Below are 13307 nucleotides of genomic sequence, written 5' to 3'. Positions count from 1 at the left end.
CAGTTGCATGAACAACTAGCTGTGCTGTTTTTAATGAGAGTTATTTATCTAATCTTTTTAGGGAATAGGCGATTAATTCTTCAAAATAAATGAGACTTAGACCAAAAAAGACTTGGGCCTTGTATTCCTTATAACGGAAAATGGAATATGATTTGGTATCTATAGCCAATGCGGCATGATTTTTGAGCTGGCCACTGGCATTTCCGGTAAAAACAATATATTCAACACCATTTTTATGAGCAAGTTGAGCTAAACGCAGAAGATATTCCGTTTCTCCTGAATGACTAATGAAAATAATAACCGCTTCACCAGCAAAGGTTTTATTGATGAATTCTTCATAAGTATTACTGATGGAGCGAAAGCCAAAAGTATTTAAGAGGTCAGACATATAATTAGCTAAGTGTAAGGAAAAGCCTAGACCCATAAAAATAAATAGCTTATCTTGGTATTTTTCCATCATTTGATAAAAAGCTTCCCCATAGCAATCGATGATTGATTGTTGGCTGACGTGCATTTCTTTTTCACGTTCTTGGTTAAATTGAAATAATAATTCACTATAACCAGAGAAGTTCATTTTTTTGGCTAAATGGATAATGGTTGCCGGGGAAACATAGGCTTTTTCTGCTAGCTCGCGGATCGTTAGCTTAGCATCAGATTGGATTAAATGCTTTAAAATATCAACTTCAGTGTCAGTTAAATGATATTTACTGATAATACGTTCTAATTTCATTTAATTACCTCATTATATTTATTAATAAATTACATTATAACATTTTTACAAGAATCCTTGATAGCGATTACTTTAATCACTAATGGGTTATTTTCTATTTTGTTTAGTTTGAAATTGAACATGTTTATATTAACTCCTAAAGTATAGTAACAACTATTCTTAATATGTTATCCTTATCACGAAAACAGGTTATCTATTTATTTTTAGGAGGTATAAAGATGACAAAAGGTCTTTTTGAACCAGGTAGTTATTCTGTTAGAGCAGCAGGACACAATGGGTCTTTACCTATGGAAGTCACTTTGACTGACGATCGCATTAAGAGTATTGAGATTGATACTAGTGGTGAAAGTAAGGGAATCACTTCACCAGTCTTTGAAAGAATTCCTAAAGCAATTATTGAAGGCCAAACCCTCAATGTCGATACCGTCAGTGGAGCGACAGTAACCAGTAAGGGGATTTTGGCAGGTGTTGCCGATGCTATTGAAGCAGCCGGTGGGGACCCTGAAGAATTCCGTAATCGTCCTAAATACCAAGCTGACCAAGCTGACAGTCCTGATGAAAAAAGTGCTGATGTGGTTGTATTAGGTTCAGGTGGAGCTGGTTTATCAGCAGCTATCGGTGCCATTGATAAGGGAGCTAAGGTCATTCTTCTTGAAAAATTCCCTTCACTCGGCGGAAATACCACACGGACAGGGGGACAAATTAACTCTGCTGACCCTGAATGGCAAAAAGGCTTTGATGCTTTCCCAGGGGAAGTTAATAACTTAAAGGGAATTTATCAAATGGACGAAGCGGACATTCCAGAAGCCTATCGCTCACAATTCCGTGAGTTAAAAGGCGAGCTAGAAAAATACTTCGCTGATATGGAAAACGGAGAAAATTACCTCTTTGATTCAGAAAACCTCTTCTGTATCCAAACCTTATTAGGAGGAACGCGGAAAGACTTAGATGGTAATGTTACCTATGGTAATTACGACTTAGTATCTAATTTAACCCACAAAGGTCGTCAAACCATTGAATGGATGAAAACCAAGGGTGTTGAATTTGATGAAGAGCATGTTACTGAACCTGTGGGAGCTTCCTGGCGTCGTGCCCGTGAACCAATTCCTACTGGTGGTTACGGCTTTATTGACCCCTTGCAAAAATACTTTACCCAACAAGGTGGAGAAATTATTACTGACTGCCAAGCTAAAGAATTACTGGTAGAAGACGGTAAAATTGTTGGTGTGAAAGCTCAATACAGCAACGGCAACGACTTAACCGTTCACGCTAAGAGTGGGGTAGTTATGGCTACTGGTGGCTACTCAGCTAACTTTGAAATGGTCAAAAAATATGATAATTACTGGGGTAATCTTCCTGAAACGATCCCAACAACCAATTCACCAGCCTTAACCGGGGATGGTATTGCAATGGGGCTATCAGTTAATGCAGCTCTAGTAGATATGGGCTTTGCTCAATTAATGCCTAGTGCCGACCCTATTACAGGTAATATCTTTAGTGGGATTGACTGTCCACCTTCTGATTTCGTCTTTGTTAACTTAGAAGGTAAACGTTTTGTTAATGAATATGGGACTCGTGACCAACTTTGCCAAGCAATCTTTGACCAAGGCGGCTTGATTTACAATATTTCTGACAAGAATATTGCGGCAACCCGTTTCAATTCTACTGATGAACAACTCGAAAATGATATTAAAAACGATGCTTGCTTTAGAGCAGATACCTTGGAAGAACTTGCTGAACAAATTAATATTGATCCTGAAGTTCTGGTTGATACCATTGAGAAATATAACCAATATGTTGAGGATGGACACGATCCTGAATTTAATAAGGGTTCATTCAACTATAAGGTAGAGGTCCCTCCATTCTACGCGACTCCAAGAAGTCCTGCAACCCATCATACCATGGGTGGTTTGAAAATCAATGTGAATGCCCAAGTAATCAATGAAGCTGGTGAAGCTATTGATGGCTTATTTGCAGCTGGTGAAGTTGCAGGTGGGATTCACGCAGGAAACCGTCTTGGTGGAAACGCCTTAATTGACATCTTTACTTACGGAAGAATTGCTGGCGAAAACGCTGCAAGCAATCGATAATCTTTAGAACGGGGAAAGGTGTATTAACTTATGGAAGTTATTGGTATCATTGGGCTAATTGTAGCTATAATTAGCGTCATTTATCTTTCATTTAAAGGATTAAGCATGGTAGTGGCAGCGCCACTATCTGCTTTAATTATTATCTTATGTAACCAAATGGATATCTTTGGATCATTAATTGGTCCAGAAAATTCTTATATGGCAGGATTGGCTGGTTTTTTAATTAAGAACTTTGGGATTTTCATCCTGGGTGCTATTTTAGGCCAATACATGGATAAAAGTGGAGCAACTGTTTCTATCGCTAACTTTATTTTAGACAAGGTTGGAACTGAAAGTGCCTATAAAGTGCTGGTAGCCTTAACTTTTATTGGGGCCTTATTAACCTTTGGTGGTATTAGTATTTTTGTGGTTTTCTTTACTTTAATTCCTCTTGCCAGACCGATTTTTAAGAAATTAGACATTAACTGGAAATTATTATCTATTCCATTATATTTAGGAGCAGGAACCTTTACCATGTCCATGATTCCGGGGACTCCGTCCGTACAAAATGCTATCCCTACAACGACACTAGGCACGAGCTTAACGGCTGCTCCAGTGCTTGGGATTATTTCTACTGTAGTCATGCTGGGCTTTGGCCTATGGTATATGAAATATGAACTCAACAAGAGTCAAGCAAAAGGGGAAGGTTTCTATTCATATCTTGAAGGGGATACGAGTCAGATCGAAGAAGATGTCGTTGAACATTCTGATAATGACTTACCATCCTTTGTAACCAGTATTATTCCTTTGGTTATTTTAATTGCGACTATTATGATTTTTTCAAATGTTGATAATATCATCTTAATTGCCTTAACCATTAGCATTGTATTATCTGCATTCTTATTTAAATCTTATTTACCGAAACAAACAGAAGTCTTAAATGCTGGTGCTACAGGCTCAGTGGGTTCTTCCTTTGGGGCAGCAAGTGCTGTAGCCTTTGGGGCGGTATTAACCAGTGCACCAACCTTTGACGCAATTAAACAAGCCATCCTTAATATTCCTGGACCACCATTAGTTAGTTTAGCGGTTGCAACTGCTATTCTTTCAGGGGTTATGGCTGCTTCAGGTGCCATTGGGACTGTTATTACCCAATTAGCACCAACTTACTTATCAATGGGGATTCCAGCTGAAATTATCCACCGTATCGTTGTTATTGGTGGTGGAGTAATTACAGTTGTTCCTCAATCAGGAGTTGTCTTAACCTTTAACAATATTAGTGGCTTAGACTTCAAACATGGTTTTAAAGAAGCGTTTATTGTAAGTAACGGTGGCTTCTTATTATCCTTAATCGTTACTGTCATTGTGGCACAAATCTTCTACTTGTAAGATTTAACCAGCTTTAAATAGCCCCCAATTAAAGAACAGGATTAGAAAGTCCTGTTCTTTTTCTATGGTGCGCCTGGTATGGGAGGAACATCTCGGTGGTAAAATTTTAGCTTTTCGATCACTCTATAAAAGTATTCCAAACGATATGCTTTATATGCTATTATTTTATAATACCTAGAAGTCAGTAGTTATTCAAAAAATGCTGAGTTAATGGTGAATATGCTAGTTAAGAGAGGGAAATTATGCATAGTTTTGTTTTAAGAAATGATAGAAAAATCGATTTTCAACAAACTGAAATTATGGGGATTATTAATATTACTAAAAATTCATTTTACAAAGAATCTCGTGTTTCAGAAGAAAGTTTAATGCAAAGGGTAGATCAGTTTATTCAAGAAGGTGCCCTTATTTTAGATATTGGAGCAGAATCAACACGTCCCGGCATTGATCCAATCGACGAAGATACTGAAATTGAAAATATCCAAAGAGCAGTAAGTATGATTAGAAAAAATATCCGAACATCTTATTGTCTATTGACACTTATCGGGCTACTACGGCGGAAGCAGCTATATTAGCCGGCGCGGATATTATTAATGATATTTCTGGACTCACTTTTGATGAAAAAATGGCTGATATAGTTGCTAAATATCAAGTGCCTATAATTATTATGCATATTAAAGGCAAACCTAAAGACATGCAAAATGATCCGCATTACGATGACTTAATTACTGAAGTAGAAGAATTTTTCGATCGCCAAATTCAATTAGCCATTGATCACGGCATTCAAAGAGATAAGATTATTCTAGACCCTGGTATTGGTTTTGGAAAAAATTATGAGCACAATGTTAGTTTAATTAAGAATATTGATTTTATGAAAAAATATCAGCTGCCTATGCTTCTGGCAGTATCCAGAAAGACCTTTATCGGTCAACGCCTGGGGGGATTAGAACCCAGTCAGCGTTTGGAGGGGACAATTGCTGTTTCCTGTTTTGCAGCCATGAAAGGCATAGAAATGGTGCGGGTTCACGATGTTAAAGAAAATTTACGCGCGATTCGCGTGATGGAGTTATTTATATGAAAACAACAGTATATTTAGCGATTGGTTCTAATATAGGAGAGCTCAGTAAGAATCTAGATCAAGCTGTGCAAGCCGTTGATGCCCTGGAAGGCACAAAAGTCACTAAAAGATCAGCCAACTTATCTAATGCTGCATACGGGGTAACTGATCAGGATGATTTTCTCAATGGTGTTATCGAAATCATAACGGATTTAGCTCCTTTGGATTTATTAAAAGCTTTAAAGCAGATTGAAAAAGAAATGGGGCGGACAGAGACTTATCGCTGGGGACCACGTCTGATAGATATTGATATTATCTTTTATGGAGATAAAGTCTTGAATAGCCAAGAATTGACGATTCCACATATCGACATGGTCAATCGTGACTTTGTCTTAGGGCCTTTAAAAGAAATCGCTCCTAATAAAAAACATCCCATCTACAAAAAGACGGTAAGCGAATTGTACCAAGACTTAATTGATCGTAATCAATAAAATATTCGAAGTAGCGTTTATTAGCCCGAATTGCAAAAGCAAGCTAATAAACGCTATTTATTGTACTTGACTTAAAAAAGAAGTGGAAAATTATCAACTAATTACTCTCGATAATATATATTATGTTAACTAGAAAAGATGAAAAATAAATGAAGTTAAATATACTCAACAGTATAATCGCTTACTTTCAAAGATTAAAATATGTAAAGAATAGATAGACATGCAGCTTTTATACTGAATTTGCAGGAGAATCGCTCTCAATGAAGCTAATGAACAATAATAAAAAGCCTAGATTCCTAAAATACACCTAGACTTTTTATATCGTACAAATCAACTTAATGATTTAAACTTTCCTTTACATAAACATAAGCATACCATTCTAGACCAAATTCTCTTATTAATAATGTATAAATACTTTGCCAATTTTTATTATTCTTCAGTAAATAGACTTGATCAAAAAATTCGTCATTATATTGGTCTGTACCAATAAAGTCATTCTTCATACCTACTAAATATTTTACGTAGCCATCATCTAACAAATCTAATATAGCTCTTAAATGGTTTGCTACAAAATAAGTGCCTGTATGATAAGGTAATTTTTTATTATCTTCAATGCCGTAATTTCCAAAAATACTATTTCTTGATTCTTTAAAGTCAGGATTAGACCAGTCTAAGGCCAAAATATGCCAGTCACCATATGTCTCTAGTTTGCAGGGAATATTTAAAGCAAACTGACCACTAAGATATTTCATTATGCTAGTCACCACCTTATTTACACTATATTTTTAAAATAGCTTCCTCCACCCTAGCTTGTTTTATTTTATCAATAAAAGCAATGTAATTGAGTATACAAAATTTTATAAAGAAGTATTCAAATATTTCTTAGCTAACAAAATAATGATTTAAATCAATCACTTCATCGAATTGTTTGCCTGCCCGATCAATATCAACATGGCTAACATAAATAAGTGTTTTATCTGAATTGATTAGTTTGTTTTCTATCTTTAATAAGCTTTCATAGTCAATACCAGCAGAAAATTCGTCTAATAATAGAATATCTTTCTTCATCAATAAAGCTCGGGCGAGACAGACTCTTTTAGCCTCACCGCCGGATAGACTGACTTCTCCACTAGAAATCATCATGTCTAAACTGTCTTCGTTTGCCCATTGGCTTAACTCAACAAAATCTAATACTTTAAATAACTCATCATTGGAATAATTATTTGAAAATAAGGTTAAATTATCCTTCAAACTAGCACTAAAGACATGGGGTTGTTGTGGGACATAGCCAATATGTTCAAAAAGATTACTTTCCCTAATAGTCCTAACATCAAGGCCGTCTATTTCAACGCTGCCCTTATAGTCATTTTTCTCTCTTAAAATAGCCTTTAGGATTGTTGTTTTACCAATACCGCTCTTCCCTTTTAGTAAATACTTTTTATTTTTCTCAAAGGAAACATTAAGCGCCTTACTGCCCTTGCTATTTTTTAAGGAAAATTGATGAAGGGAAATGACATTAAAGTCTTTCACCGTATGACTTGCTTGATCGATTTCTATAAATTCTTGGGAAAGTGCATCTAAAGTTTTTTTACCACTAATATATTTTGCCAGTAAATCAGAAGAAGTATATATAGGAAAGGCAATTCTTGCTAATAGTTGAGAGAATGCAATCATTCCCCCTAGTGTGAGTTGACCATGGATAATAAATAGACCACCTATGATCCAAGTCCCAAAATAGAGAAGATTTGAAAATAATTGATTTAAGCTGACAACCGTGTATTGTGATTTTTCAACTTGGACTTGTTTATTTAAAAGGTTTAAGGTACTACTTTCAAATAATTTGAAAATGCTTAATTCTTTATTTGCTACGCGCCAGTCAGTTGCTCCTCCAATCAAATCTTGAATACTAGCTACCGTTGAATTGGTTTCCCCGATAAGCGCCTCTTGTTTTTTCTCTAGGGCGTTTTTAAATAAAAATGCCACAAATAGATTAGGAAGGCTTAGAACAATCGATAAGATAGACAGGATAGGATTAAAATATAAAGATACAATAACCGCTACTAGTAGCTGGCAAATGAGATATCCACCCCAATAAATCGAGTAGAAATAATTGGCTTCGACTTGATCAATTTGTGTAGTTAGAGAAGCTAAAAGTTTATCATTCTTTTCTCCAGTTAGTAAATCAAGAGGTACTTTTTGAATGTTTGCAAAAATATGTTTGCGAAAAACATAGGCTGACTTTTTACTTAATATGGCAGTTAATGATTGCTGGAAATAATAGATCAAAGTTTGAATTAATATAAAAACAATAGTCAAAAGAGATACGGTAATATATCTACTTTCACCTAATTTTATAGCATCAATAATAAATTGCATCAAATAGGCTTCACTGACCATGGCTAGAGATAATAAACATGTGAGAAAGGCATAGATAAAAATATCTTTTCTTAATATTCTGTAAATAGATTTCATTAAGCTCTCCTTTAATTTGATTGATTTATTTTGGCGCTGTAAAATCGCCTTGTCAATAAAAATATAACTTTTTAATCAAATTAATTATCAAGAAAGGTAGATTGGAAAATTAGAAAAATGCTTAACTTAGCCCGTTTTTAAAGGCAGATCTTGCCCTTTTTATAATTACTTAAGGTCATATATTAAAGTAAAAAAGCACAATAGAATGTATCTACTGTGCTAGAGTCCCTGTTAATTTTTATTTTTTACCATTACAAAATAAAGACGGTTTATCCAGTAATTTTTAAGGATAGCTCATGACCGATCATTAGGGGTAAGGAATCTTTTTGATGACCAATAGATTCTGTTGATACTAATGAGAGTTCGGGGTTAGTATACTCTTTAACAATATCTAATAGATAATCTCTACCAATTTTTCTATCAAATTCGGTAAAAGACCCTAATATTAAACCGCTGATTTCTTCAAAAACAGCTAATTGTTGTAATTGCGCAAAATACGTTCTTATTCGACCTTCCAAGCCAGAAAAACTTTCTAAAAATAAAATCTTCTCCTTTAAATCTGGCCAATAAGGAGTACCGGCTAACTTTAAGAAACAGCGTATGTTACCACCTAAGACAAGACTGTTTAGAGACCTTCCTTGAATGAATTCAGAATTTTTCTGGATATATTTATTGACTAGCAATTTTGCCTCAGTATCTTTTAAAAGGCTAGTAAAAGCTTCAAACTGCATATTACTACTTTTGTCAACTAAATGACGTACCTGAAAAAGTACAGAACTTTTACCTGTTTGACTATAAATCGCGTTAATAACAGTAGTTAAATCGGAATAGCCAAATAATTTGCATGACGATTTTTTAATCGCTTTATAATCTAAATAGCAAATTGTTTCATTAGCAATATCTCCGCCAGATAAGTCAAAGATATAGTCAATTGCTGCATTTTTAAAATATTGGTTGACAATTTCAGCGCGTCGTTTTGCATTAACTGCTCCAATCTTAGAGTCGCTAAATAAGGCATCTGCTTGATAATGCACCTTAATAGATAGATTTTCTAACAGAATGATTAGGTCGACTAGTGAATCTTTTTGACTATGGCTTAGTCCATTGGATAAGGCAACTAAGGCAATTTCTTGCATAATACTCCCCTATTTCTTATTCTTATGATGATATGCATAGCTTAAACAAATGATTATTGACAGGATTAAATATAAGACCATAAAACGATTATTTGGCACTCGTGATATTAACATTCCCCATAGTATCAAAATTAGAGCTACAAAAAAATCTTTCAACATTTTCATTCCTTCTAATAATATTAAACATTTACAGCCATGAAAAGCTAATTTAATTATACCTAGGATCATATTTTTTCGCTAACATACCAATAATTTTCGTTTTGTTCGCTTAAAATAAGCTTTCTATGGTAAGTTTAATAAAAGCTTAGTTATCTGAGAGGTGAAAAGAATGGATTATACTGATGTACTCGATTTTTGGTTTAAAGAACTCGACTCCAAACAATGGTTTAACGGTGGCGACCAAGTTGATCAGTTAATTATAGATAATTTTTCTAAGCTACATGGACAAGTTGCTGCTGGTGAACACGCAGATTGGCGTCAAGACGTTAAAGGTAGGCTGGCTGAAATTATTGTCTTAGACCAGTTCTCCCGTAATATTTACCGGCAGAGTGGCCAAGCCTACGCTTACGACAATATGGCCCTTGCTTTAGCTCAAGAAGGAATAAGGCATGCCGATTTAAGTGGTCTAACAGTTGAAGAACGTGGTTTCTTCTATATGCCCTTTATGCATTCGGAATCACTTAAAATTCATGAACAAGCGCTTGAACTCTTTGCTTCTGAGCCCGGTCTGAGCCATCGCTTAAAATACGAAAAAATGCACTATGATATCATTAAAGAATATGGTCGTTATCCCTACCGCAATGACTACTTAGGTCGTGAAAACACTCCTGAGGAAGAGGAATACTTAAAACATAATGAAGGCTTTTAGAGCGAAAGAAGGACTTCACTTGATTGAAATGAAGTCCTTTTTTCTGCTCTATATTTGTAATTATATATTTTTTTGGATAAAGTCGACTGATTTTTCAATAATATCATAAGGAACCCAGTGGTCTTCTTCCTCATAAATCTGATAAGCGATATTAACTTTTTCATTATCCGACTGTATTTTTGGGATAAGCTGACGATTAATATCTGTATTTATCCAGTTATCCCTGCCACCATTGTAAACAAAGAAAGGAAGACCTTCTAGCTGATCGAGATGATCGGCTAAGTTCCAGCTACGGATAAAGGCTAAGTCTTCATTTACACTTTGGCTGGTTTGGTTTTGGTTATATAATTGCCCTAATTGTTCAACCGCATCAATGGCAGCAATATATTGGACGGCCCCATTTAATTTTTGGCCATATTTAGCAATGATTAAGCCAGTCGTCAAACCTCCCATTGAAGTTCCAAAAATAGCCAAGTGCTTAACACTATAAGCTTCTGTTATGGCCTGAACTAAGCGTGGAAATTCTTCTACATTATGCTTTAGAACGGAGGCTAGGTCTTTTTCCATTTGGTATTGGTAATTATTGGGGCGCCGTTGTCCATGGAGATAGGCATCAGGAATAACCACATGAAAGCCTGCCTTAGCAAAAGCGATAGCTTGGGTTAGAATTGATTCTTTGACATTAGTCCAGCCGTGATAGCCAATAATAAAGTCCTTTAATTTATTACCCTGCCCTTCCATAAATACCTCTAATACAGGAATATCAGAAAAGACATTATAACGGACAGTAAAATTTGTAGCCGTCATGCAATTCTCCTTTCACTTATTTATTCTTACTTGCATTAGGACTGAGTCGTCTTTCAAGCAATTCCATCAGGTAATCAGCCACAATAGACATTAAGGCTATCGGGATTACTCCAGCTAATATAATACTAGTCCCTTCCGAAGCATTAACACCCCGGGTTAAAATTGAGCCTAAGCCCCCTGCTCCAACAAAGGTACCAATGGTAGCTATCCCAATGGCAGTAATGAAGGCATTGCGAATCCCCCCTAAAATGACCGGGAAGGCTAAGGGAAATTCAACTTTCAGAATCACTTGCATCTTAGTCATTCCCATGCCCTTACCAACATCAATGATGCCGGCATCGATATTTCTAACTCCAGTATAGGTGTTCCGCAAAATCGGCAATAAAGAATAGAGGAAAACGGTTAAAACTACCAGATTTGACCCTAGCCCTAAGTAAAGCATCAATACAGATAGTAAGGCCAAGGCTGGAACAGTTTGAATAATATTAGCGATACTAATCACAACATTGGCCAGTTTTTCCCGTCTAGCAATATAAAAGCCTAGGGGGATAGCCAATAAACAGGCAAATATAGTGCCGTATAAGGCCATTAGCATTTGTTGAAAGAATTGACTAATGACATAGGAACTATTTTCTGAATAATAATAGAGTAATTGTTGCCATACACTTAAATCCGTAATGTCAGCCATGTCCTATTCAACCTCCTTTTTTCTGACTGGTTCCAAGTAAGGTTCTTTGTCTTCAAAATAATTATGACGTAGTAGCCATTCCTTAGCGACTGTACTTGGTTCTAATAAGTAATTATCAGCGGTAAAGTTTAGCCGTTGCATTTCTTCATTACTGATCGCTCCTGCAAGTTTGGCCATGACCTTATCAAGATCAGGATACCTAGCACGGATCTCATTTGTAGCGACAGGACTAGCGTCATAAGGAGGGAATAAGTGTCTGTCATCTTCTAAGACCTTGAGATCTTCAGAGATAATTCTTCCGTCGGTTGAATAGCCTAAGGCAACATCAATTTCTCCATTTGCTATAGCTGTATAAACCAAACCGATCGCCATTGGGTAAAGATTATCAAAGTCAAAACCGTAAGTTTGGACAAAGCCATCATAGCCGTCCCCTTCGCGTTCGAGCCAGGAGTTATCGACTCCCACCTTAAAGGTATCAGCATATTGTTCTAAATCGCTGACCTTTTCAAGGCCTAGTTCCTCCGCATCTTCTCGCCTTACCATAAAGGCATAGGTGTTGGCAAAGCCATAAGTAGGATACCAGGTTTGGTCAAACTCTTTTTCAAAACCTTTAACGACTTTCTCAAGTGCGAGTTGGGGATCGGTGATCGGTTCTTGGCCTAATTCACCAGTTAAGCTGGTCCCTGTATAACGGACTGAGGCCACGTTAGCATCTCCGGTTTGGAGGGCGGCATGGTTCATTGATGAGGAACCTAGGTTTGTAATTCGATTAGCATCAATCGGTATATAGTGTTCCACCATGCCTTCGACAATGAAGCCCATAATTTCGGCTTCCGTACTTCCTAAACTAGCAATGGTAATGGTATCCGAATCAGCAGCATTAGATAAACCAGGTAAGGAACAACTAGTCAATAAGACGACACTGATCAGAGCGAGAATACTTTTAATAATACGTTTCATGCTTAAGCCGCCTCCTCTTTTGATGACATTTGAGGTGAGGACCATTGTTCAACTTTCCCCATGATAAAGTCAACCACTAAGGCGAGTATGGTTACTGGGATAGTTCCGCCAAAGATTAGATCTGCTCTAAAGAGGTTGAGACCATTAAAGATCATTTCTCCTAAGCCCCCACCGCCGATATAAGCAGCTAAAGTGGTCCAGGCAATCACATAGACAGCTGATAAGCGCACTCCAGCCATAATGACAGGCGTAGCTAACGGCAACTGAACCTTCCAAATTAATTGCCAGGAAGTCAAGCCCATTCCCTTCCCCGCATCTAAGAGATCAGCACTTACTGAAGTCATTCCTAAATAAGTATTTCTAAGGATGGGTAGTAAGGAATAGAGAAATAAGGCAATAATCGATGGCGTCCTTCCCACACCAAAAAAAGGGATCATTAAGGCTAAAAGTGCCATAGTGGGAATGGTTTGTAAAATACTGACTAAGCTAATGAAACCACCGGCATATTTTTGATGTTGGGATAGAAAGACCCCCAAGGGAATAGCAACAATGATGCCTAGTGCTAAGGAAATAAGAGAAATACTAATATGCTGACCTAATAGCCTTAAAATTTCATCGCCTTCTTGTTGTAAAAATTCAATCATGC

The 13307-nt window shown here is 36.4% G+C and carries 14 protein-coding genes; 6 read left to right on the top strand and 8 right to left on the bottom strand.

From position 1 onward, the window contains the following. Positions 1-40 precede the first annotated feature (40 nt). Positions 41-730, bottom strand: a complete 690-nt coding sequence (locus HMPREF9243_RS05185; RefSeq protein ID WP_013668770.1) for a MurR/RpiR family transcriptional regulator — start codon at positions 728-730, stop codon at positions 41-43. 218 nt (positions 731-948) lie between these two features. On the opposite strand from HMPREF9243_RS05185, the gene HMPREF9243_RS05180 reads away from it, so the two are divergent. From HMPREF9243_RS05180 to folK, 5 genes are all read left to right on the top strand, one after another. Then, positions 949-2820, top strand: coding sequence for an FAD-dependent oxidoreductase (locus tag HMPREF9243_RS05180; protein ID WP_013668896.1), 1872 nt, complete (start codon positions 949-951; stop codon positions 2818-2820). Between the two features lie 30 nt (positions 2821-2850). Further along, the gene (locus tag HMPREF9243_RS05175; RefSeq protein ID WP_013670005.1) at positions 2851-4185 is read left to right on the top strand and encodes a GntP family permease; all 1335 of its coding nucleotides are present in this window, start codon (positions 2851-2853) and stop codon (positions 4183-4185) included. Between the two features lie 242 nt (positions 4186-4427). Continuing rightward, positions 4428-4757, top strand: a complete 330-nt coding sequence (locus tag HMPREF9243_RS10285; RefSeq protein ID WP_081456644.1) for a dihydropteroate synthase — start codon at positions 4428-4430, stop codon at positions 4755-4757. Then, a complete protein-coding gene (gene folP, locus HMPREF9243_RS05170) occupies positions 4709-5260 on the top strand; it encodes a dihydropteroate synthase (RefSeq protein WP_196793318.1) in 552 nt (183 codons plus the stop codon). Before HMPREF9243_RS10285 ends, folP begins: the two co-directional genes overlap by 49 nt. Further along, positions 5257-5730, top strand: a complete 474-nt coding sequence (gene folK, locus HMPREF9243_RS05165) for a 2-amino-4-hydroxy-6-hydroxymethyldihydropteridine diphosphokinase (protein WP_013668542.1) — start codon at positions 5257-5259, stop codon at positions 5728-5730. The genes folP and folK overlap by 4 nt, the downstream gene beginning before the upstream one ends. Positions 5731-6065: 335 nt before the next feature. Here folK and HMPREF9243_RS05160 read toward each other — a convergent pair whose 3' ends face one another. The 3 genes from HMPREF9243_RS05160 to HMPREF9243_RS05150 all read right to left on the bottom strand — a co-directional run bounded on the left by HMPREF9243_RS05160 (position 6066) and on the right by HMPREF9243_RS05150 (position 9338). Then, a complete protein-coding gene (locus HMPREF9243_RS05160; protein WP_013668756.1) occupies positions 6066-6482 on the bottom strand; it encodes a hypothetical protein in 417 nt (138 codons plus the stop codon). Between the two features lie 130 nt (positions 6483-6612). Beyond that, on the bottom strand, positions 6613-8202 hold the full coding sequence (locus HMPREF9243_RS05155; RefSeq protein ID WP_013669720.1) for an ABC transporter ATP-binding protein: 1590 nt from the start codon (positions 8200-8202) through the stop codon (positions 6613-6615). 269 nt (positions 8203-8471) lie between these two features. After that, a complete protein-coding gene (locus tag HMPREF9243_RS05150) occupies positions 8472-9338 on the bottom strand; it encodes an LD-carboxypeptidase (RefSeq protein ID WP_013669215.1) in 867 nt (288 codons plus the stop codon). A 328-nt stretch (positions 9339-9666) separates the two neighbouring features. On the opposite strand from HMPREF9243_RS05150, the gene HMPREF9243_RS05145 reads away from it, so the two are divergent. Next, positions 9667-10206 (top strand): DUF924 family protein, encoded by a 540-nt coding sequence (locus HMPREF9243_RS05145; RefSeq protein ID WP_013669908.1) that lies wholly within the window; start codon positions 9667-9669, stop codon positions 10204-10206. 60 nt (positions 10207-10266) lie between these two features. Here the strand turns inward: HMPREF9243_RS05145 and HMPREF9243_RS05140 are convergent, their stop codons facing one another. Genes HMPREF9243_RS05140 through HMPREF9243_RS05125 form a run of 4 tightly spaced genes read right to left on the bottom strand, consistent with a single transcriptional unit; the run spans position 10267 to position 13305 of the window. After that, on the bottom strand, positions 10267-11013 hold the full coding sequence (locus tag HMPREF9243_RS05140) for an alpha/beta hydrolase (RefSeq protein WP_013670073.1): 747 nt from the start codon (positions 11011-11013) through the stop codon (positions 10267-10269). Between the two features lie 16 nt (positions 11014-11029). Continuing rightward, on the bottom strand, positions 11030-11701 hold the full coding sequence (locus HMPREF9243_RS05135) for an ABC transporter permease (protein ID WP_013669043.1): 672 nt from the start codon (positions 11699-11701) through the stop codon (positions 11030-11032). Between the two features lie 3 nt (positions 11702-11704). Further along, a complete protein-coding gene (locus tag HMPREF9243_RS05130) occupies positions 11705-12661 on the bottom strand; it encodes an osmoprotectant ABC transporter substrate-binding protein (protein ID WP_013668573.1) in 957 nt (318 codons plus the stop codon). A gap of 2 nt (positions 12662-12663) precedes the next feature. Continuing rightward, complete coding sequence (locus HMPREF9243_RS05125) at positions 12664-13305, bottom strand: ABC transporter permease (RefSeq protein ID WP_013669370.1); 642 nt, start codon at positions 13303-13305, stop codon at positions 12664-12666. Positions 13306-13307 lie beyond the last annotated feature (2 nt).

Source organism: Aerococcus sp. Group 1 (assembly GCF_000193205.1).
GTDB lineage: Bacteria > Bacillota > Bacilli > Lactobacillales > Aerococcaceae > Aerococcus > Aerococcus urinae_A.
The sequence above is the reverse complement of the archived record's forward strand: the minus strand, read 5'-3'. Positions and strand labels throughout refer to the sequence as shown.